This is a genomic window from Spirosoma arboris (assembly GCF_009754945.1).
GTDB lineage: Bacteria > Bacteroidota > Bacteroidia > Cytophagales > Spirosomataceae > Spirosoma > Spirosoma arboris.
In genome coordinates this window covers 449,297-471,484 of the sequence record NZ_WPIN01000003.1, presented here as the reverse complement: position 1 = coordinate 471,484, position 22,188 = coordinate 449,297, and the positions used below count along the sequence as shown (strand labels likewise).

15 protein-coding genes are annotated in these 22,188 nt (G+C 47.8%); 6 read left to right on the top strand and 9 right to left on the bottom strand.

The features are described 5' to 3' along the window. The first annotated feature begins 195 nt into the window (after window positions 1–195). The gene (locus GO755_RS09785; RefSeq protein WP_157584561.1) at window positions 196–999 is read left to right on the top strand and encodes an NIPSNAP family protein; all 804 of its coding nucleotides are present in this window, start codon (window positions 196–198) and stop codon (window positions 997–999) included. Window positions 1,000–1,077: 78 nt separating this feature from the next. Here GO755_RS09785 and GO755_RS09780 read toward each other — a convergent pair whose 3' ends face one another. Next, the gene (locus GO755_RS09780) at window positions 1,078–2,439 is read right to left on the bottom strand and encodes an amidohydrolase (protein ID WP_157584560.1); all 1,362 of its coding nucleotides are present in this window, start codon (window positions 2,437–2,439) and stop codon (window positions 1,078–1,080) included. A gap of 316 nt (window positions 2,440–2,755) precedes the next feature. Here GO755_RS09780 and GO755_RS09775 point away from each other — a divergent pair, with 316 nt between their 5' ends. After that, window positions 2,756–3,592 carry a DUF4198 domain-containing protein gene (locus GO755_RS09775; protein ID WP_157584559.1) on the top strand — a complete coding sequence of 279 codons (837 nt, stop codon included), beginning with the start codon at window positions 2,756–2,758 and terminating at the stop codon, window positions 3,590–3,592. Window positions 3,593–3,618: 26 nt separating this feature from the next. On the opposite strand, the gene GO755_RS09770 is transcribed toward GO755_RS09775, so the two are convergent. From GO755_RS09770 to GO755_RS09740, 7 genes are all read right to left on the bottom strand, one after another. After that, on the bottom strand, window positions 3,619–6,489 hold the full coding sequence (locus GO755_RS09770; protein WP_157584558.1) for a glycoside hydrolase family 95 protein: 2,871 nt from the start codon (window positions 6,487–6,489) through the stop codon (window positions 3,619–3,621). Window positions 6,490–6,549: 60 nt separating this feature from the next. After that, complete coding sequence (locus tag GO755_RS09765; RefSeq protein ID WP_157584557.1) at window positions 6,550–8,127, bottom strand: sodium:solute symporter family transporter; 1,578 nt, start codon at window positions 8,125–8,127, stop codon at window positions 6,550–6,552. A gap of 91 nt (window positions 8,128–8,218) precedes the next feature. Continuing rightward, on the bottom strand, window positions 8,219–9,286 hold the full coding sequence (locus tag GO755_RS09760) for a Gfo/Idh/MocA family protein (protein ID WP_157584556.1): 1,068 nt from the start codon (window positions 9,284–9,286) through the stop codon (window positions 8,219–8,221). Between the two features lie 62 nt (window positions 9,287–9,348). Beyond that, the gene (locus tag GO755_RS09755; RefSeq protein WP_157584555.1) at window positions 9,349–11,856 is read right to left on the bottom strand and encodes an L-rhamnose mutarotase; all 2,508 of its coding nucleotides are present in this window, start codon (window positions 11,854–11,856) and stop codon (window positions 9,349–9,351) included. Window positions 11,857–11,997: 141 nt separating this feature from the next. Next, a complete protein-coding gene (locus tag GO755_RS09750; protein ID WP_317165830.1) occupies window positions 11,998–14,751 on the bottom strand; it encodes a glycoside hydrolase family 2 TIM barrel-domain containing protein in 2,754 nt (917 codons plus the stop codon). A gap of 120 nt (window positions 14,752–14,871) precedes the next feature. Then, a complete protein-coding gene (locus tag GO755_RS09745) occupies window positions 14,872–15,774 on the bottom strand; it encodes a glycoside hydrolase family 43 protein (protein ID WP_157584553.1) in 903 nt (300 codons plus the stop codon). Then, the gene (locus GO755_RS09740) at window positions 15,771–17,177 is read right to left on the bottom strand and encodes a glycoside hydrolase family 140 protein (RefSeq protein WP_157584552.1); all 1,407 of its coding nucleotides are present in this window, start codon (window positions 17,175–17,177) and stop codon (window positions 15,771–15,773) included. Before GO755_RS09740 ends, GO755_RS09745 begins: the two co-directional genes overlap by 4 nt. 330 nt (window positions 17,178–17,507) lie before the next feature. Here GO755_RS09740 and GO755_RS09735 point away from each other — a divergent pair, with 330 nt between their 5' ends. From GO755_RS09735 to GO755_RS09720, 4 genes are all read left to right on the top strand, one after another. Continuing rightward, the gene (locus GO755_RS09735) at window positions 17,508–19,040 is read left to right on the top strand and encodes a DUF5060 domain-containing protein (protein WP_317165829.1); all 1,533 of its coding nucleotides are present in this window, start codon (window positions 17,508–17,510) and stop codon (window positions 19,038–19,040) included. A 75-nt stretch (window positions 19,041–19,115) separates the two neighbouring features. Further along, window positions 19,116–20,027: a CPBP family intramembrane glutamic endopeptidase gene (locus tag GO755_RS09730; protein ID WP_157584550.1), complete on the top strand. Its 912-nt coding sequence runs from the start codon at window positions 19,116–19,118 to the stop codon at window positions 20,025–20,027. A gap of 125 nt (window positions 20,028–20,152) precedes the next feature. After that, window positions 20,153–21,031, top strand: coding sequence for a c-type cytochrome (locus GO755_RS09725; protein WP_157584549.1), 879 nt, complete (start codon window positions 20,153–20,155; stop codon window positions 21,029–21,031). Between the two features lie 184 nt (window positions 21,032–21,215). Continuing rightward, window positions 21,216–21,599, top strand: coding sequence for a hypothetical protein (locus GO755_RS09720; protein WP_317165828.1), 384 nt, complete (start codon window positions 21,216–21,218; stop codon window positions 21,597–21,599). A gap of 26 nt (window positions 21,600–21,625) precedes the next feature. Here GO755_RS09720 and GO755_RS09715 read toward each other — a convergent pair whose 3' ends face one another. Then, complete coding sequence (locus tag GO755_RS09715) at window positions 21,626–22,078, bottom strand: VOC family protein (protein ID WP_157584548.1); 453 nt, start codon at window positions 22,076–22,078, stop codon at window positions 21,626–21,628. Window positions 22,079–22,188 lie beyond the last annotated feature (110 nt).

The following is a 22,188-nucleotide window of genomic DNA, read 5'->3' as shown; positions in this document are numbered from 1 at the left end:
TCTATTTTTATAAACGTATACTGTAGGTCGTAAGTTTGTGGAATAGCTATATAAGGGGGCGTGACAATCGAGGTTACGTATACGGCTAAAAACAACCCGAATTTGTCCGAAGAAGGAAGATAGAACGAACGCCTTTGTTCCTTTGCAGAGTAATGCCAAGGCATTTTTTAGTATAACTACCAAAAAATACTCCTGATGGAAAGACGTACCTTCGTAAAAGTATCCCTTCTTACAAGTACTGTTACTAGTTTTATCGACCCCTTGAGTGAGGCTACAGCCGCTTCAGATACTCAGCAAAATGCAAATCCTGAGTTTTATGAATTGCGGATTTATAGCTTGAAAAATGCCCGGCAGCGGAAAGCAGTTGAGACTTATTTTCAAAATGCGCTCATTCCGGCTCTTAATCGGTTAGGGAGTAAAAACATTGGTGTATTCACCGAATACCTCCCACAGGGATTTACAAAACTGGTTGCCGTAATACCGTTTAACTCGCTCGACGATTATTTTAATACATCCGATAAATTGGCCAGTGATGCGGCTTATCAGCAAGCTGGAGCCGATTATTTAACCGCCGAAGCGACGGCACCGTCTTATGAACGTATTGACAGTTCGTTACTGAAGGCGTTTGCGCTCATGCCTAAGCTGGAAGCACCTGAGAAAAAGCCACGCATCTTTGAGCTTCGACGCTACGAAAGCCATAATGAACTGGCCGGGAAAAAGAAGATTGAGATGTTTAATCAGGGCGGAGAAATTGCCATTTTCAAACGGGTAGGGTTGACACCTGTGTTTTTCGGCGAAACACTTATTGGTCCCATGCGCCCCAATCTGACTTACATGCTGACCTTCGACAACATGGAAGAACATGATCAGAACTGGAAAGCATTTAGTAGTGATCCGGAGTGGAAAAAGATTAGCTCTGTACCCGAATTTACCGATGCCCGAATCGTTTCGAATATCACGCGCATGTTCCTGATTCCGACTGCTTTCTCGCAGATATAGAAGTTAATTTATTTGGCCGTCGTATCCTTGGTCTGTGTCCTCACAGACCAAGGATACGACGGCATTGTCTGTTTACATTTATTTACCACTCGTACCGCTTGCGGTGAGTTCTTTAACGGCAACACCCTTACTGGCGAATTCCATATAATCGGTGGTAAGGCGGCAGAGTGATTTCATGCCCAGGACAAAACCACCTTCGTCAATGTGAAAATCGGGCGTGTGGTGTGGAGCTGCATCCTCTACCTTTGTTCCCTTCTTCATGCCGCCCAGAAAGAAAAAGAAGCCCGGTACTTTTTCCTGATAAAAGGAGAAGTCTTCCGCTCCCGTCGAAGCTGGTGTAATTTTGAGATTGTTTTTACCCGCTACAGCTTCGAGTGTCGGCACCATTTGATCCGTTAACTTAGGATCATTGTAGGTAACAGGGCAGCCAACATTAATGGTTACATCGGCTTTAGCACCTGCGCTTTCAGCAATATTCGTCGCGATTTCGCTGATACGTCGGTGAACCAGTTGCTGCGCTTCAGGGCTGAATGTGCGAATGGTACCAATCATACTCGCTTCTTCGGGAATGATGTTCTGCCGAATGCCGCTATGCAAGGCACCTACAGTTACCACGGCCGCATTGTCGGTGAGGGTAACGTTACGGCTAACAATCGTTTGTAAACCCATCACAACCTGTGCCGATGTGACAATTGGGTCAACACCCGACCAGGGAGCAGCCCCGTGGGTTTGTTTGCCTTTAATTTTAATGGCATAGGTATCTACGGCGGCCATCGTTGCACCTGGCCGGTATTTCAGCGTGCCAACTTCAGTTTGGGAGTTAATATGTAGACCGAAAATGGCGTCTACCTTCGGATTTTCCAGAACGCCTTCCTTAATCATCAGTTTCGCACCGCCTTCTTCGCCTGCTGGCGCACCTTCTTCGGCAGGTTGGAAAATGAACTTCACCGTCCCCCGCAGGTCATTTTTAACCGATGCCATCACTTCGGCCACGCCCATCAGGATGGCTACGTGCGTATCGTGTCCGCAGGCATGCATGGTACCCGTTTGCTGACCATTGTATTCAGTTCGGACTTCCGATTTGAAGGCTAGTTCTCCTCGTTCGGTTACGGGAAGGCCATCCATATCGGCCCGTAAGGCGACGACAGGGCCGGGTTTCCCGCCTTTAAGCAGAGCGACAACGCCCGTTTTACCCACGCCCGTTTTGACCTCCATACCAAGCGCCTGTAAGTGAGATGCGACTTTTGCCGCCGTCTGGAACTCCCGGTTTCCCAGTTCAGGATGCTGGTGAAAATCCCGACGCCAGGTAACCACCTTTTTTTCGAGACCTTCGGCCGCTTTGTCCATACGGGCGTTTAACGTACCGACCTGTGCCGAGGCCGAATAAACGACCACACCGCTCAGGGCTAACGCAGCGATAATGGATGGAGATTTTTTCATTAACTTAGTCAATTTGGTTGTAAAAGCAATTTTAATGCAATTTACATTTAAGTCGATATATAATTTTGACTTTTAATTAAAATTGACGGTTATAGATTAATAATTATATATAATACAGAATAAATAACTTTCTGGAGATTGTAAGTTTTTTTGCCGTGCAGTGGACCGCTATTTGAAGAAAAGAGCCCTTCTAAATCGCCAGGTGTGGCTAGGCGCGTAATAACTTGATTGATTGACTACTCCGGCTGCATTCTCGCAGATTTACCAGATATTCGTCAGGAAATTATACACTGTCTCAAGAACCAATTACTGTTCGATGAAACGAATTTACGGAGCCTCGATCCTTCTCATGCTGATTGCCTTATTAGCCCAGGCGCATGAGTTTTGGCTACAGCCTGGCACTTTCTTTGCAGAGTCCGGACAGACTATACCGATTGAGGTTCTGGTTGGAGAGAATTTCAATGGCGAGCGATCGGAAGCAAAGAAGAATCGTATCGTGCAGTACGTTCATTGGGTTGGGGGAGTCAAACAGGATCTGGCTCCAAAGCTGACCGAAGGCCATTATGGAGTTGTGCCGCTCAAGCTAACTAAGCCGGGCATGCATCTGGTGGCTTTTGCCAATACGAATAAATACCTGGAAATGAGGGCAGACAGCTTCCTGTTGTACCTACGGGAGGATGGGTTGGATAACGTAATTCAACTGCGCCAGGATCAACATGAAACGCAACGTCGTAGCCGGGAATTCTACCGCCGATGCGTCAAAACAATGATTCAGGCAGGCCCGGTAAATCCCGCCGACCGGACGTTTTCTTTGGATACAGGAATGCCCTTGGAGATTATTCCGATACAAAATCCATACAGCCTAAAGCCGGGCGGCCTAGCTGAATTTCGGATTGTATTCAATCATAAACCGTTGGCTAATGCGCTGGTTCGCTACTGGACTCGCCCCGAGCTTATAGGGAAAGAAATCCCGGATATCAGGCCAAAAGGATTAACGGAAGAACAACAACGTTCCGACGCGCAAGGGCGTGTTCGTTTTCAACTCAGATCCGGTCAAAATATGATCAGTCTGGTGCAAATGACCCCAACCACCGATACCAAAGAAGCCGACTGGCAAAGCTATTGGGGTAGCCTGACATTTGGCTGTCGATAGAGTAGCGCCGACCGGGACGGTCGGCGCTACAGCGTTTTCAAGATCCCATTCAGCTTATACGTTTTTCCTTTTTCGGTTGTCAACTGCACCTGCTTGTCTCCATAACGAAGAATGCAGGGTTGCCCGGCTTTGGACGTAATGTCAACCTCGCTCAACTGGCCGTTCTGCCAGCGGATGTTCAATAGAAAACCACCTTGTGCGCAAATGCCGTTGATGTAGCCCGTTGGTAAGGCGGAGGGAAGGGCGGGGAGAATATCGATGGTTTTGCCCTGACTTTGCAACAACATTTCAGCAATGCCACTAGAGCCGCCAAAATTACCGTCAATCTGAAATGGCGGGTGCGCATCGAAGAGATTAGGGTAGGAACCGCCACCCGTAGTACCTTCTGGCGAAATAGCGGGTCGGAAGAGCAGTTTGAGCATGTTGTAGGCATGATTTCCATCTCGGAATCGTGCCCAGAAATTGATTTTCCAAGCCAGACTCCAACCCGTTCCTTCATCTCCGCGCTCCAAGAGCGACTGTCGGGCGGCTTTCATCAGATCAGGGGTTTCATCCCACGTGATGTCGGTGCCGGGGTGAACACCCCAGAGGTGCGATACGTGTCGATGCGTGTCTTTTGGGTCGTCAACGTCCTGCAACCATTCCTGAAGTTGACCATGTTTACCAATCTGGTTAGGCGCGATCTGGCGATACATGGTTTGGAGCGTGTCGCGGAAAGCGGCATCTACACCAAGGATTTCACTGGCTGCTATGCAATTTTTGAATAGATCCCGAATAATCTGGTGATCCATGGTTGGCCCAGCTACTAACCCGCCATGTTCAGGTGAATTGGAAGGCGTACTAATGAGCCAGCCGGTTTTAGGGTCTTTGACCAGAAAGTCCACGAAGAAAAGGGCGGCCTCTTTCATGGCCGGATAGCCTCGTTTTTGTAGAAAAGTCCGGTCTTGTGTATAGCGATAATGCTCCCAAAGATGATGTGAAACCCAGGCACCTCCACTCACCCAAATGCCATGATTCGACGCGTTGATAGGTGCCGTACCCCGCCAGAGATCAGTGTTGTGATGCAGTACCCAGCCTCGGGCATTGTAATGCGCTTTGGCCGTTTTCTTACCTGCTTCAACCAACTCGTCGATGGCTGCAAACATTGGCTCGTGACAAGCCGATAAGTTCAGCATTTCGGTGGGCCAGTAATTCATCTCCAGATTAATATTGGTGGTGTATTTGCTACCCCAGGGAGGGGTGAGCAGATCATTCCAGATCCCCTGTAAATTAGCAGCTTGTGTGTGTGGCCGCGAACTCGAAATCAATAAATACCGGCCATACTGGAGGTATAATGCCGCTAAGGATGGATCGTACGATTTCTCGAATTTTTGCAGTCGTTCATCAGTCGGGAGACCCTCGTTAGGCGAGGCACCCAAATCAAGTGTCAGCGTATTGAAGTACGACTGATAGTCTCGTATATGGGCCGCTTTAACGGCGTCGAAGCGTTTGGTACGTAGTGTCTGGATTGGTTGCTGGCTCCTTGTGGCTGGATTTCCGGAAACGTCTTTATAGTTTTTGAAATTAGTGCCCGCCGTTAAATACAAGGTTGCCTCGTCTGCTTCCGACACGATGAGTTTCCCATCCGATACGGTTATCTTACCTTTCTTTGCTTGGATGTGCAATAGACTTTCACCTTTTAATGCGCCATTCTTGACTTGAACCAATAACGCAATCGTCTGATTATCAATTTGCCTGACAGAGCTTCCTTGGTGCAGACTAGTCAACGTTGTCTCGAAGCTAATTTGACTTGGGCGACTGGCAGTCAGGTGAATCGCTATGGTCTGATCAGGTGCGCTGGCCAGGTACTCACGAGTAAAACGTACACCGTCAGCAAAGTAGGTCACCCGCGAGATGGCTTTGGTTAGATCCAGTTCGAACCGATAGTTCATCGCTTGACCCTGGTTCTTAAATCGCATCCAAAGATCACCGAAAGGTTGGTAATCAGCCTGATAGCGGGGAGCCGGTGGTGGGTTCTCGTCCTGAATCCAGTACTTAAATGGTTGGCTCAACGGAATACCATCGGTTGGCTGCTGGCCTACAGGATAGACGACAAACGTAGGCTGGTTAGTTTTGACACCAATAAAACCCCCTTTATCGAACAGGTTGATGACCTGAATGGCCAGTTGGTTTTTGCCGACATGTACTTTCGACGCGGGAATTTGATAGCGTCGGTTTTTGGCGATGCCTTCTGCCGAGCCAATGAGTTCACCGTTCAGGTAGGTAAAATCCTGATCGCGAATGCGTCCCATATCCAGAACGACGTCTTGTCCAGCCCAAGCTTGCGGCAAGTCAAATGACGTGCGGAACCAGACTGCACCGTCTAATCCTTCCAACCCCGCCTGACGTGGCCCGGCTTTTTCCCAACCATCGACAGTTGGAACGTCCATCGTTTTCCAGGAGTGATCATCGAACGTAGATGCAATTGGATTCAATTTCGCGGTACTTAACTCGCGAACGCTGGCAAACCAGGCGGTTTTCTTCTGCTCGTAATCGCCCTCGTTACTCTGGCGGCTCATGAATTTGTCCTGAGCTAATTTCTCTGCTTCCGCCTGCTTCCCTTCTGCTAGTAATTGCCGAATCTGGGGCAAATAGTGGGCCGCCCCTTCGCGCTGGTAATCACGCGGACCGCCTGTCCAGAGGGTTTCTTCATTGAATTGAATTTGGTCTTCCACGATCCCCCCATACACCATACCCCCCAATCGCCCATTACCAATCGGCAGCGCTTCTACCCACTTGTTGGCCGGTTGTTTGTACCACAGAATTAGCGACGGTGGGACAGGTGTTTGTGCCTGAGTGGTTAAGGAAATGGCGATGAAGAGAAGTAATAAGGAGAGTTTATGGAAATAGGTTTTCATATAGCGCTAAGTTGAAATTATTTATCTGATATCGGGTTTGAGAACTCGACATCACGGGATTTAGTGAAAACTAAGATACAATCCCAACATTCTGATAATCAGAGCTATCCAGGCGATCCAGACACGCTGCGTGGGCTTGGCAATGAGATTCGTTTCAGACGTAACAGGGGTATAAATAGACGGATTTTTATCGAGTAATGAAATCAAAATAGCCAGAGTCAATAACACCGCAAAAATGGTAAAGGACAGCAACAGATAGTGCGGCCAAAATGGATAGTTATCGGAAGGAAGCACCCATAAATATAGTACACCTACACCCAGGCTAAACGCTGAACCGGCTGAGAGTATGGTGTTCACCGCACTTCGGGTAGTACGTTTCCAGAAGACAGTCAACAGAAAGACGACCGACAATGGTGGAGCAATGAACCCCAGCACCGACTGAAATACATCGAACAGATTTAACCCTTTGATACTATCAATGGCCAACGCCATCAGAATGGCAAACAGGCAACCGACAACCACTGTCATCCGCCCAACTTTAATCAGTTGCTGATTGCTGGCATTCCGGTTGATTTGCCGTGCATACACATCCATCGTGAACACCGTACTGAGTGAGTTTAACGACGAGCCGATGGTACCTACCAGCACCGCAATCAGGACAACAATCACGAGCCCATTCATACCCGGAGGAAACAAATTGGTTACCATTGTCATGTAGGCTTCGGCAGGGTCGTTGAGATTGGGAAACAGAATAAAACAGAGAATACCGGGTAGAATGAACAGCGGCAGCGACAGGATTTTGAGCCAGCCGATGAAGTTGACGCCCAACTGCCCCTGTTCTAGATTTCGGGCTCCGAGGACAGATTGTACCATCGCCTGATCGGTACAGAAAAAGGCGATAGCTGCGACTGGATACCCTAACAAAATAGCAGGCCAGGGATATTTGGTATCGCTGACAGGATGAATCAGGCTCCAATATTCCGTAGGTGCTTTCTGAAAAACAGCTTCTAGTCCACCCACTTTGTTGATGCCTAGAATGGTGAGGGTCAACGACACGCCAATGAGCAACAGCATCTGGAAAACGTTTACGCGGGCAATCGCTTTCAGTCCGCCGGTATACGCAAACAGACCCGCAAACAACACCAGCACAATAACCGACTGCCACATGGGAATGCCCAAAATTTGTCGAACCAGAAACCCGCCCGCAAACAGGCCCAGTGATAACCACGAAATCAGGATTTTGATGAGGGCGTACCAGGCCAGAATGGTTTGCGTCGATTCGCCGTAACGCTGCCCCATAAATTCGGGCATGGTTGATACGTTGGCAGCCAGGTATTTAGGCGCAAAAACGATAGCCAATAGAAACAGGAATACAAACGCGTACCAGTCGAAGTTAATTGCCACGATACCCGTGCTATACCCAATGCTGGCAAAGGCTAACAGCATGGACGGTCCCACATTGGTGCCCCACATATTGAACCCAATACTCGACCAGCCCAGCGATTTATTGGCCAGAAACAACGTCTCGTCCCTTTTTTTTGATGAACTGGCTTTATAGCCAATCACCGCCAGAATAATCAGGTAAGCCAGAACGATAAAATAATCTAAGGCAGTTAAGCGGTCGGTGATGTTGTTCATAGGTTAGGCGCTAGAATAGAACGCTGATTTTTATGATCCTTATGATTTACCCGGATCATTTTTAATCATAATCATCATAAAAATCAGTGTTCTAGTAGTACAATCCATGCTCCTTCAATACATCCTGTACCTTCACGGGCTGGCCGGTTTGGAGGGATTTGTCCATCGACTGAAGTAGTGCCACGGTGCCAATACCTTCGTTGATATCAGGGTAGGCCGTCTGTCCGGATTCGAGACAGGTGGCGAAATAATCGAGGTAGTTTTGGTACTCTCCGGCATGGTGGCTTTTGCCTTCAAATCGGAAATAGTGCTTCAATTTGTGCTCCCAGGTTTGGATGATTTCGTCGCCGGTATTCGTCGTGATGGCGTAGCGCAAATCCATGTAGTCGGCCTGACTACAGCCTTCTGTGCCGCGCAGAATACAACTCATTTCAGAGTCGCGGGTGTTGGGTTGAACGGGACCTGTATAGGCACCACTCACACGGGCAATACGTCCGTCGGTCGCTTTGAAAATGAAGTGCATGGTGTCTACATTTTTCAGTCCGCCTTTACGTCCGTTGGTACTGAGCATGCCGTACCCCATCACTTCCTCGATATTGGGTAAGTACCAGCGAATGAAATCGACCGGGTGACTGAGTCCACCGTATAACCATTTGAACGCATTTTCCAGCGACCAGCCTTTGTCTAGAAACCAGCGATGATCGGCGTGGTAGTAGCCTTCGATGGTGATCAATTCGCCGATCAAGCCCGCGTCAAAATCAGCGCGTTGCTTTTTCATCGGTTCAAAAAAACGGGAACTCTGCCCAACGAACACCTTTTTGCCAGTTTGCTCGCTAATGTCAATGAGTTCTTTCGCCTTCGACAAATCATCGATGAAGGGCTTGGTACACACAACATGTTTGCCATGCAACATAGCTTGTTTGGTGTGCTCGGCATGAAATTTATCAGGCGTATAAATCGCGATAACGTCGATGACGGGATCGTCGAGCAAGTCCTGATAGCTGGTTGTATAATTATAAAAATCGAACTCTTTCGCCCGTTGCTGGCACAGTTCGATCTTCTGATCGCAAATTTTGACTAACTCATAATTCGGGCTCGATAAAGCCGCCGACATGGTGCTGCGCCCTTCGCCTAATCCTAAAATGCCTAATTTTAACATAGTTTATTTTTAGATTTTCTATGTCTGTCATCTCGACGTAAGGAGAGATGACAGATAATTCATTAGTTAACTGATTGAAAGCCAATCCACACCTCACCTGGTTTTGCTTCGGGAATACCTTCCTGATACTTTTTCATTCGGGCGTTCCATTCATCGACACGCGGATTATTCTCAGTTGTTTTGGGGTTGAGTTTATCTAAGTTTTCGCCCTTTGGAATGCTAATGACCAGCATGAGTTGACGCCCGTTTCTGAATAGAAGCAACTGCTGAAAATTGGCATTGCAGAATCCTTTCGAGACTTCCGGCCATTTCGCAAATTGCGTAGCGTGATAGGCCAGATATTCGTTTTGGAGCGTTGGATCAGCTACCAGATTTGCGCTTAAGATCGTATGCGACCACTTGCCAGCGACTGATCCAGTAGGGCAATGGTTCCGGTTGAACTCGTAGAATAAATCGTAGTACGTCTTGACTTTCGCACCTGGGAAAGCCGCTTTCAATCGCTCACTCAGCACGAATGCGTCCTGCACTTTATCGAAAATGACGTAGTGGTTTTCCCATTGATAGAGTGCTTCAGGATTGACTTTGCTTCGAGTCAATACCTGTTTTAGTCGCTGTACGTCAATGGTTTGGCCGGCATTGGCAATCAATTCAATAATGACTGGATTTTCTTTGTTGATTCCCCAGTTGGCGTCGGGTCGGGCTTTATCATTTAGCAGATGCTGGTACGAAGGCTGAAGGCCCGCTTTCACTTTAATGCTATCGGCAACTTGTGGCCCATTATGATCCCAGACATTATTTGGACCGTTAGCGTTTTGCAGGAATTTCTCGGAGGGTGTCCAGTTGTCTTTGATCGTAAAATACGACGAACCTTCATCTGTGTATAAGTAAAACCAGTGCGCGGGAAGGTGCGCGTAGGGGGCTTTGTAAATACTATCGATGTAATTCTCCGCAATCGTCGAGCCCGGTTGCGCCGACAAAGTATAAATGGCGGCAGCGTCGTACATGTGCTTAGCGAAGTGGTGAATCTTGTTCGCCACCACCTTATTATTCCGCATGGCGTTTATAGTTCGCGTCCATCCCCAACCCATGCTGATGCCGCTGTACGATACGTCGCTGATTTCGTTATGCTCGATGGTGATGCCTTTAACATAACCCGCACCAATGCCCACGCAACCCCAATCTTCGTTGGTTACGTTGGTAATCAGGTTATTGCTGATCAGGAGGTTGCTACATACTTCCCGCTCATCGGTAGGATTATAAGGGAGGTGAATTTCCGTGGCTTCATCCGCAAAAACACCCGCCTGAATACCCGTACCGCCGATGTCCTTGAACAGATTCCCACGAATGGTATTGTCCTGAACGCCTTTATGATAATCCAGCCCGGTTGACGCCAGATGCTCAAAGCGACAGTTTTCGAAACCCGTATGCGTGGCAAACGAAACCTCCACAGCCGCCGTCGGACGACCGACCCACGCCTGATTTTCCAGCGACTTTTTATCAGGCGTCCCCGGAATTTTCAGCTTGTAGGCATCCAGCATATACAAACCTGCCTGATGCGGTACGTGCCCCTGCTGCGAAGGTCGAAGCCAGCCCGTGTGCTGAAACGATATGCCCTTGACAATCACGTTTGATATCGGATGATCGGCGGTTCCGGTAATACGTACCAATGTTTCGAGCGAGGGAACGATAACCTGAGCGGTTGCCAGATTTTCGTTTGGGCGTGGGACATAGTAGATTTTTTCGGCCTTAGTGTCCAGGAACCACTCGCCGGGTTGATTCAAAAACTGGATGGCGTTGGTCAGGTAAAAGGCCGAGTTGCCTGTTTCTTTCGAAATCCAGGGGGCAGGCCAAGGGTGCTCCGACTGAATGCGACTTTCGGGCTGATGGAACCATAATTTGGCGCTGTCGCCCTGAACCTCAATACGTTTGATGCGCAGATTGGCAATCGCCCACCATTGATGGATGAGCATTTCCAGTCCAGATGCTTTCGATAAATCGCCGAATTTGGGAGCGGGAATCCAGCAGGTTTGTTCCTGCTTATTCCACGATAAAATGCGGTTCATTAGCGGGTAGGATGTGTCTTTAGCGCGAGTCGCTTTCTTGCCATTTACCCACAGTTGCCGAAATTCCTGTAGTCGACCACCCATTTTCGGTGCATCGGCCACCCAGACTTTTCCAATCGCTTCTTTGGGTAATCCGGCAGTAGCTCCCTTAACTTTTTGCCATCCCGAAACTGCTAAACCGCCACTTAAAACCGGCTTCTCATTCAGTGCCGCTTCGATAATTGTTGGACTAGTCGGCGTGCCTGAATCTTCTGGCCTAATGAAAATGGGCTCGCTCAATGCATACAGGCCATTGCGCAGATAAATGTGAGCGCCATTGGTAACGCTCGGGTCGCCCAACCGACGCAATTCGCGAACCTTCCGAAGTGCTATCTGCAAACTAGCCACGGGCTTTTCTTTCGTCCCAGCATTCGCATCTGACCCATCCGGCGCAACCCACAGCTGGGCTTCCTGCGCGAAGAGAAGCGAAGGGAGGGAGGTTAGTATGATAGTTAAGAGTCGGTTCATAAGAATGTTTTCTAGTGATGTCGGGTTCTAAAACCCGACATCGTGCGGTTTCTCAAAACCGTCTTTCTCAACATCATATACGCGCGGTTTTGAGAAACCGCACAGTGTCAGGTTTTAGAACCTGACACCACTAGACCATTATTACCTCCCCGAAAAATCAAAGTACAAGACCATCTCTTTCGCGCGGGCGGGTTCTTTTTCGTAGTCGTAAAAGATGTGTTTCATGCCCATTGGGCCAGTGGTTTCGTTACGTTGGGTTTTGGTGCCGATGCTGCTGATGCCCTGCATGAATGAGATGTCGCCCGATGGAAAAATCGGCTCGTAGTTGTGCCATTGGTCGGTTTTCCAGGCGGGGGTGAATAGCCGAAAAAAGACATCTTCATTTTCGGTGGCTACGGTAAAGTGCTGCCCGGATGTTTCAAACCGACACCAGTACATATTGGCGTGATAGCCTTTGAATTCGGGATAAATAAAGGGCGCTTCGCCGGTTTCGGAATTGTTATAGGCTTTGTCCCAAACGCCTAATGACCCTCCTTTCTTGCGGTTTTTCCAGACGCGATATGGGCCTTTTCCCATCCATTTTACCGCTTTCATGTCGGCTTCGGGGAAAGAGAAATTCACCCCGTCCATCATTGTGAAGTAACCATCCGGGAAATACCGAACCCGCATCTTAACCCAACCTGATGGATAAATTGTCCACTGCAACGTATTGTAACTTGCTTTTCGGTCGAAGGTCGATTCGATGATGACGTTCTTGCCGTCGCTATGTTCCGTGAAATTTTTGAAGTTGTTTACTCCTTCCTGCAAAATGGGGCCGTTTGTAAAGGGCAGCTTTCCGGCACTGTTGGTGATCTGCTTCAATAAGCCGGTTCTTCTGCTAACTATCAGTTGAATACGGTTGGCCGAAACCGTGTACAGTGAATCGGTTTCGGTCATCGTTACGGCACCGGAACCGTCTTTTTTGACGAGCGAAGTGGCTATGTTGTTGGGCAACGAAATCGGGAAGCTCCACGTAAATAGCTCCCGTTTGTGTGGGTCGATTGCTGTGATGTAAAGGAAATCATAGCTCTGCCAACCATTAGGGAGATTCGCTTTTAACGTGCCTTTCTCGGACGGTTTGAGGTTTGGTGCCAGAATAGCAAATGTTGTAGAAGTTGGTTTAGTTACGTCGTAGGGGCCGCTTACTTTGACCAGTTTGCCGCTAAACGAGCACTGGCTGGTGTTCGTAAAGTAATAGCGGTTTTCAATTGGGAAAGTACCGTCGAACGTGGGTGTAATTTCCCGATGCTCAAGTTTGATAGGGGACCACACTTCCTTGACGGTAAAATAACTACCTTCTTTCTCCCGATACGGCCCAACAATCCCATCGGCTCCCCGGTTGCCATCGGTATCAAGTGGCCCTTTGCCCTCATTTCGATCTGTACGCACAACACCCTGATCGACAAAATCCCACAGGAAACCACCTGCCGCCATTGGATCTTGCCACATGGCTTCCCAATAATCTTCCAGTCCGGCACCGTGACCACCGTCGTATAAACCGTGCAGGAATTCGGTGGGTAACGTAATGGAATGGCCGTGGTTATAGTTGCCGATACCGTAATTGTACTCCCGATAATGCTGCGTATCGAAACCGCCGAAATCCTCCCAGGCATGAATGACGTGACGTTTCTGAATGTCTTCTTTAGCGAACAACGGGTCAAGCTCGTAGTTATGACCACCTTCATTCCCGTTGATCCAGAAAATAACCGATGGGTGATTGACGTCGTGGGCAATAAGCTCTTTGAGCAGTTTGGTGCCGGTTGGCGTGTCGTAGTTGCCGTGCCAACCCGCCAGCTCATCGAACACAAATAGGCCCAATGAATCGCATACGTCCAGAAAATGATCGTCGGGTGGGTAGTGCGACATTCGAACGGCGTTCATGTTCATGTCCTTCATCAGATTCACATCCAGAACACTTACTCCCTTGCTCAACGCCCGGCCCGACGAGGGCCAGAACGAATGCCGATTGACGCCTTTAAGCTTAATTTTCGTGCCGTTTACATAAATGCCATCGCGCTGTTTCACTTCCACTGTTCGGAAACCAAATGCCTTCGTCACTGTGTGAACCAGCTTTCCGGCCTGTATCAACTTGAATTCTACTTTGTAGCGATTCGGCGTTTCGGACGTCCACCGAAGTGGATTTGGGATGGTTTTTATTAACGTAACAGATTGATTTTCGTTGCCAGTTTTAACGCTAAATGGCGATCCTACTTTCTGACCAGAAATTGTATAAATCTGCGCCGATACTTCGCTCGCTTTGCCACCTGTATTGAGTTGAAGTTGGGCCGTAAACGCGCCGTTTGCTTTGGCGTCAATGGCTACATGCGCGATGTGTTCAGCTGGGAGGATTTCCAGATAAACAGGCCGGAAAATGCCACCAAAAATCCAGAAATCACCTTGTCGTTCGGCAGCATTTACAGATTTGTTGGCAGAATGTTTGGATACAGTCGCTTCCAGTAAATTGCCTGATCCATAGTTAAGTAACTTCGATATATCGTACTTGAATGCGTAATACGATCCTTCGTGCGTTGGTCCCGCCGACTGGCCGTTTATCTTTACCTCCGTGTCGGTCATAGCGCCTTCGAATACAAGGTTTATTCGTTTGCCTTTCCACGACGCTGGCACCTGGAATTCATGTTTGTATAATCCCTGCTCTTTCCCTCTCGAACTATCCTTCGCGAAACCGTAATTGTACTTTCCAAAGCCCTGCAACTCCCAGTTCGACGGTACCGGGATTGTCGTCCACTTGCCCGAATTCTGACCGGCTGTGCAATAGAATTGCCAGGGTACAGTATGGTCGTTCCCCGTGCCCGACAAGTAGCGTTTTTCGGTTTGCTGCGCGATTGCGAGCTGCACGAAGAAAAGGAGTAAGAAAAAAGCTATGAAAAATCTATAGTTCATTAATATGACAATGGTTTGTGAATGTATGTTTTGGTCATTCCGACGCAGGAGGAATGACCAAAAACGCGTGCAATTCTATTTCAACAACCCCTTCAAAATCCTTTTCTTCACGTTGAAAATCGTTCCATGTTTATGCCCTTCCGGAATGACCGTTTGAGCTGAAACATCCGTGAAAGTTTTGAAATCGTGGGTTTTTACGGCACCGTATTTTTTGTCCTGATATGAGTCGAAATAAATGAGCCAGTTGTTGCCTACTTTGGCTACGGATGGGCCTTCGGTGAATTTCTTTGTGAAGGGTTCTGATACGTTGGTGTACGGCCCCGTTGCACCAGCCCCGAAGGCGACTTTTATGTTGCGCTCCGGACGCGTATTATCTTTCAGAACGAGCACATAATCAGCCGTTTTTCGCTTCACAATAACAGCGTCGATCACACTGAATTTGGGGTCGAGAAAGAGCTTGGTTGGGGTGAAGGCTTTGAAGTCTTTTGTCGTTGTGTAATACATCCGATGGTTGTTCTTTTCTTCTTCGATACCCTTCTCAAATCGGAACGGGACTGTGGAGGCCCAGATGATCACAAACTGATCGGCTTCATTGTCATAAAACAGTTCGGGAGCCCAGACATTTACGGTCGTTGGTTCGTGTTCCATAACCGGCAAAAACCGTTCTTCCGACCAGTGAATCAGGTCTTTTGAACTGGCATAACCGAAGCCTTTGTCGTCCTTCCAGCTACTTGTCCAAACTAGATGAAACGTACCGTCCTTGCCTTGTGCAATAGAAGGATCGCGCATTACTTTTTGATTCCCGATTTCGGGTTTTAGAAATGTGCGGTTTAAGTCTGTCCATTTGTAGCCGTCATAACTATACAACAACCGAAGCCCCTCATTAGCAGGTTCATGAAACGAACTGAACAGGTAGACATCCTTCGAGCAGGAACTCAGGAAAAGCAGGACGATGAGGGTGCAGAAAATCCGATTCATTTCTTCTGAAGGACTAAAATCCAATCATTTCCCTCTTTCGGCTCGGCAGGTGGGTTGAATTCCTGAATGCCTTTATTCGGAACACCGCCAATAACGGTCGACTTCCCATCGCGCGGATTGAACCACGATGCTGCCACCGTATCGCCCGGAAGTTTGCCCATGTTCAACTTTATGTTTCGGCCAGTGTAGGTGTAAATCAACGCATAATCGGCCCCTCGGCTGGCGACCAGATAATCGTATCGACTGCCTTGATTGGCAATCAACGATTGATCGGGAACACGTTCGAAGAACGAGTAGGCGAGGAGCAGATTTTTGAGGTGAATCATCTGTCCAGCGCCGGGTGTATCGATGGCTTTATCCCAGGTTTCGAGGGGGCCGAATGACGTTTTTTTATCGCCTTTCTTATACATCTGCATTATCGAATTGTGTCCGTAGGTGTACCCAAACGCCCCTGCCAACACCGACCAGTACCCGTACCGACGGACATCATCAGCCGTCCAGCGGGGCAGGTTGACATCGTGCAAACCGTGTGGAATTCCTTCGTACGATGGTTCACCATCGATGGTTGGTTTAGTCGGTTTCAGGGCTAAATCCGCCTGAATGTATCGCCAGTTGTCTTCACCATAATGGAGCGTTTCTTTGGCCGACGTGTCCTGGGCGTAGGTTTTGTGCCCCGACTGCACCATGTTGAAATCCAGCCAGTTTTCTTTATGGAACCACTCTGATGAGGATGACCGACCGCGTGGGTGAAACGTAATCAGATGTGTCGAATCGATTTGGTTAATCGTTTGGCCAATGGTTTTCCAAACGTTGAGCGAGTCGCTGCCTTTGATATCACCACCATCCAGCCAGATAATGTTTGGTCGGTTTTTGTAGCGATTGGCCAGGAATTCAGAATAGCTTTTGGCCTGCTGTCGATTGACGCCACCTTTCTTTACGTTGCCACCCCAAACCGGAACTAGTGCCATATAAATTCCCTTTTCGGCGGCTTTGTCGATTACAAAATCAACGTGATCCCAGAAATCGTATTGAGCCGAATCGCTGAATGCGTTGCCGTCCGTGACCAACGGTGTTGCTACATTTTTGTCAATCAGCGCCGAATCGCCATAGGCATTCGTGACGTCAAGTGTATGTAGCACCATCACCTGAATAACATTAAAGCCTTTTTGCTTTCTGTTTTCCAGATACGTTTCGGCTTCTTCCCGCGTCAACTTCCCAAACAGCAACCAACCCGTATCCCCCAGCCAGAAAAATGGTTTGTTATTGCTCGTTGCCAGGAAACGTCCGTTCTCAGAAACCGTAAGTTTGTTTGGATCTGATTCTTTTTCACTGGTGCCGCAAGCGAAAAACAAGTTTGATAAACAGGCGATAAATAGTGCCTTTTTGAGTATCAGGTTTAGCATTTACAAAGAATGGGTTTTATCAAAAGAGGTGAATGTATGATTTTAGCGGGCATATGTATGATTTTATCAATCATGTATTATGACTGGTAAGACCTTCCTGAAAGTGTATATCTTTCGGAAGATAATAGCCCGATAACCTCGGGATTAAGGTGCTGAACCAGGAGCAACAGCCTCGTTTAGCGAGCATGTGATTGATAGAGGAAACGCATTAGGCGATTCACCTTTTGTATTTTTTGACCGTTAAAAATTATGTTCACTAAGATTCTATTGAGACTTTTCCTCTGTGTTTGGTTCTGCCGTGCCTTGCCATCCGTAGCGCAAACCACTATCGTGAATAAGCCAATAGAGCGATGGGGACTTTATGAAGTAGCTCTGGCGGGACCATCATCTGGCAATCCATTTACCGATGTGCAACTCACCGCCGAATTTTCGTCGGGTGACAAGCACATAACTGTAACTGGGTTTTATGATGGCAATGGCACGTATAAAATTCGCTTTATGCCCAGCGAAATTGGGAAATGGTCGTACCGAACCGTGAGCAATGCCAAACAGTTGGCGGGTAAATCAGGGAGTTTTGTTTGCATAACTCCTTCGGAGAGCAATCATGGTCCGGTAAACGTCTGGAACACCTACAACTTTCAGTATGCGAACGGCAAACCCTACTATCCGTTTGGTACGACAGCCTATGCCTGGACGAATCAGCCGGAGCTGGTGCAGGAACAGACCCTGGCCACATTAAAAAAGGCACCTTTCAATAAAATTCGAATGTGTGTTTTCCCGAAGACATACAGCTATGTGGAGGAGGAACCGACGATGTATGCCTATGAAGAGAAAAGCCGTACACAAGGCCCGAACGGTACGATCAGGCATGAGTGGGATTTTACGCGTTTCAACCCGGCCTTTTTTCAACATCTGGAGAAGCGTATTGCCGATCTTGCCAGGCTTAATATAGAGGCCGACCTGATTATTTTTCATCCCTATGACAAAGGCCGCTGGGGTTTCGATAATATGGGCATGAAGAATGATCTGTTCTATATTAAGTATCTGGTAGCCAGATTGTCGGCCTATCAAAATGTGTGGTGGTCAATGGCCAATGAGTTTGACTATATCAAAACAAAACCGCGTGATGCCTGGGATGTGTATAGCAAAACCGTGGTGGACGCTGACCCGTATCATCATCTGTGCTCCATTCATAATGGCTCCGACTATTACGACAATTGGAAGCCCTATTTCACTCACGTCAGCATTCAGAATGGCTCTACAGTGGACGATTTCGGGCGTGCTGTCCTGCTACGTGATGCCTACCGAAAGCCGGTTATTTATGATGAAGTTTGCTACGAAGGAAACCTTCCCCAACGCTGGGGGCACCTAAGTCCTGAAGAAATGACCGAGGCTTTTTGGCAGGGTATTATTGCCGGTACGTATGTTACTCATGGTGAAACTTACCGAACGCCAGGCGATACCATTTTCTGGGCAGAGGGCGGAAAACTACATGGCCAAAGTCCGTCACGAATTGGTTTTTTGAGAAACTTACTGGAACAGGAGCCGGGGCCTCTTGAATTGGCTGACCCCTGGAAGGATCACCGGACCAGCCAGGCCGACAGCTCACACTATCTGATCTATTTTGGAAAACAAATGCAGTCAGAGTGGCTATTTAATCTGCCCAAAAAAGGTGCACCTGCTGCGGGTACCGTCTTTAAAGCTGAACTGATCGATACCTGGAATATGACCATTACACCCATCAGCGATACGTTCCGGCTTACCGATGTGAAAGACTACCGGGTGTATGATGACAAAATGCAGAAAATCCGGTTGCCCATGCGACCATATCTGGCAATTCGACTGACGCAGGTGAAACAGTAAAGAAACTATTGTTTCAGCCTTGATAAGCTAAATTTACCCCGGTGGATGCTGGCCAATACATGATTAAGTTCACCTATGCAGAAACTGCTACGATCGGCTCTACTATTTTCTGGTTGCGTACTTTTAGGTATGTCGGCCGGAGCGGCTTTGTCATTATTGATTGTTTATTTAATCGGCAACATACGGGAGATCAACCAACTGCCTAAGCTTATTCAGCAGCTCTCCCAACTTCCTGATGGATGGTATGTTTTGATCTCTGTTCTGGCTATCAGCCATTTATGTAGTTACCTCATTCCCGCTTTAATTTACTGGTATTCTTTTGAACACGCTACGTGGAAAAGCTTTCAGACGAAAGCTTTAAGTGCCGTTTCAGGTCTGTGGGCTGGTCTTATCAGCGTTATTGTTATTCAGCCATTTATCGACTTGCTTATTGACTGGAATCAACATCTTAAACTACCCAGGGCACTGGGTGCGGTTGAAGAATGGATGTATCGGAAGGAGCAGGAGAATATCTTGGTAACGAACCAATTAGTCGCCCTTGACTCGGTAGGCCAGCTTATTGCGGCCTTGTTTGTAAGTGCCTTTATTGCGTCAATTGGCGAAGAAGTATTCTTTCGGGGGATCATCCAGCGCAAGCTAGCTGAGTGGACAATGAATGTTCATATCGCTATTTGGTTAGCGGCCATTCTATTTAGTGCCGCCCACTTTCAGTTTTATGGTTTTTTCCCCAGACTCTTACTGGGTGCATTGTTTGGTTATTTATACTACTGGTCAGGCAATTTATGGGTGCCTATATCCGCCCATTTCATCAATAACGGCTTAATCGTCATTACTGCATATAGTCAACGACAACCAGCTTTTGGAGAGATTGGACTACGACTTGACACCACTACCTGGCCCTGGATAGCCTTTTCAATCATTGGGGTGATAAGCCTGTTAATTTACTTTTATCGAGTAAATCAGAGCGTCAGATCAACGATGTATTAAAGTCACAATTCAATCCTATGTTCTACCAGTTCACTCATCTCGATGAGCAGTTGAAGCATCTATAGTCTGGGAAATGGTTTCTGATGGGTCAGTTTTGCCTAACTCATCTTTAATCAAAGACATCTATGCTTCGTAAACTAGTTAAATGGACCGGTCTGCTGCTCGGTTCATTGCTCTTGATTCTGGTTGCTATTTATTTTTTTATTGCAACGAATATTGCCAACCGCGCTGAAAAGAAATACTCATTTGCTACTGAAACAATCGCCATACCAACCGATAGCGCTGCGTTGCTTCGGGGGCGGCACCTAACCGAGATTAAAGGGTGTACCGATTGCCACGGGAGTAATCTGGCGGGTAAAATTATGATGAACGATGCGCCTTTAGGCCGGTTAGTATCCAGAAATCTGACAAAAGGTAAAGGCGGACTCCCTGCCGATTATAGCACTGCCGATTGGGTAATGGCTCTTCGTCATGGCGTTGACCGTACCGGGAAACCGCTGCTATTTATGCCCTCGCACGAAACCACCTTGTTATCGACCCCCGACATGGCAGCCATTATTGCTTATTGTCAGCAATTACCACCTGTCGTCACCGACCTGCCTGGTAACAAACTTGGTCCTATCATTAACATAACGACTTATTTGGATAAGATGCCGTTGCTGTCGGTCGAAAAAATTGATCATGCCAAACCTATGGTAGCTAGTGCCGACACAACTGAAGGTATTGCGCAGGGTAAGTATCTGGCCGTTTCCTGTACTGGTTGCCATCGACCTGACTTAAAAGGGGGAGATCCTGTTGCCCCTGGGTTTCCGCCAGTACCGAATATTACCCGTAGTGGTAACATAGGTAAGTGGTCGCAGGCGCAATTCATCCAGACATTGCGCACGGGTAAAACACCTAAAGGACACCAGATGAGTCCTGAGAATATGCCCTGGAAAATGACGGCTCAGTATACGCAGACCGAACTGGCCTCGCTATATCAATACGTTAGGTCAATTCAATAAAGCAGCTGACCGTTTAAGGGCTTTTATCCCTTAAACGGTCAGTATGGTGCTCCGTCTTCATCGTTGATCAGTGGACTTTCGGTCATGAATCCCGGATAAAGCATACTCGTTGATGTAACTAGCAGCATATCCCATCAACTGCTTAAACGAGGTGAAATTCATCTGAAAGTACTATTTTTGGTACGTGAACCGACGCATATACCCCGACGATCTTGTTACCTCACCCTATAAAGAGTTGATTCAGACTCTGGTTTTCCAGTGGGTTACTGCCGACTTGCCTGCTGGTGTGATGGCTTATGATGATTACATCATGGATATTCGTACGCTGCTGTTAACGACCCAAAATCCGGAGCGGACAACGACGATTGTTAAGGCAGTTCTTACTCAGGCAATTGCACTGAATAAAACATCGTTTTGGGTAGAACAGGAACTTAAATTTGAAGGGATGATCGATGGTGCCGATCGGAATGACTTTCTGTTACTTGAACTCAGCCAGGCCGGTGAGGTCGATGATACGATGCTTGATATCTACAACGAACGGGTAAACCGGTTTACTACCAATTTCTGATAGCTATTTGCAAGCGTGGTTCCTACTCACAACACTTGCGCCAGCTCAATTAGATTGCCCCAGGGATCAGCGAAAAAAGCTAATCGGCGACCAATTGCAGCCAGATCGAACGGTTCGCCGAGTATTGTTACGCCACGACGACCGAGTTCGGTCAGGGTATCATCAACACTGGCCACGTTGATACAGAAATGATGGTAGCCTGCGTCGTGCAAACTTTCGTTCAAATCCGAATAGTCGGGCTGAGGGCCAGGTGTGCCGCCACCTAATAACTCTACCCAGAAATTATCATCGGTTGCGGGAGCTACATAGGCTAGCTGCAAATCGCCAAAGGGCCATTCATGAATTACCCGGAAGTCGAGTTTATCGACGAACCAGCGTTTACTAGCCTCTAAATCAGGTACTCGTATGGCAACGTGGTTGCCTTTCATTGAGGCAAACGGACTGGTACTGTTGATAGGGGGGATGCTAAGTGTTTCCATAATTTTTGCTTTTAGTTTCGTTTTCCAGACCGGCTTTTTGCTGCCGTTTTGTTGTGACAAAGTTGGCGTGCTGGATGCAGGTAGGAATTGGCAGAACCAAAGCAAAAGTT

Coding starts and splice junctions, on each gene's coding strand:
- GO755_RS09760 (WP_157584556.1), bottom strand. CDS start 9,286: ATGTTAAAATTAGGCATTTTAGGATTAGGCGAAGGGCGCAGCACCATG.
- GO755_RS09755 (WP_157584555.1), bottom strand. CDS start 11,856: ATGAACCGACTCTTAACTATCATACTAACCTCCCTCCCTTCGCTTCTC.
- GO755_RS09725 (WP_157584549.1), top strand. CDS start 20,153: ATGCTTCGTAAACTAGTTAAATGGACCGGTCTGCTGCTCGGTTCATTG.
- GO755_RS09745 (WP_157584553.1), bottom strand. CDS start 15,774: ATGAATCGGATTTTCTGCACCCTCATCGTCCTGCTTTTCCTGAGTTCC.
- GO755_RS09730 (WP_157584550.1), top strand. CDS start 19,116: ATGCAGAAACTGCTACGATCGGCTCTACTATTTTCTGGTTGCGTACTT.
- GO755_RS09780 (WP_157584560.1), bottom strand. CDS start 2,439: ATGAAAAAATCTCCATCCATTATCGCTGCGTTAGCCCTGAGCGGTGTG.
- GO755_RS09715 (WP_157584548.1), bottom strand. CDS start 22,078: ATGGAAACACTTAGCATCCCCCCTATCAACAGTACCAGTCCGTTTGCC.
- GO755_RS09765 (WP_157584557.1), bottom strand. CDS start 8,127: ATGAACAACATCACCGACCGCTTAACTGCCTTAGATTATTTTATCGTT.
- GO755_RS09785 (WP_157584561.1), top strand. CDS start 196: ATGGAAAGACGTACCTTCGTAAAAGTATCCCTTCTTACAAGTACTGTT.
- GO755_RS09740 (WP_157584552.1), bottom strand. CDS start 17,177: ATGCTAAACCTGATACTCAAAAAGGCACTATTTATCGCCTGTTTATCA.
- GO755_RS09775 (WP_157584559.1), top strand. CDS start 2,756: ATGAAACGAATTTACGGAGCCTCGATCCTTCTCATGCTGATTGCCTTA.
- GO755_RS09770 (WP_157584558.1), bottom strand. CDS start 6,489: ATGAAAACCTATTTCCATAAACTCTCCTTATTACTTCTCTTCATCGCC.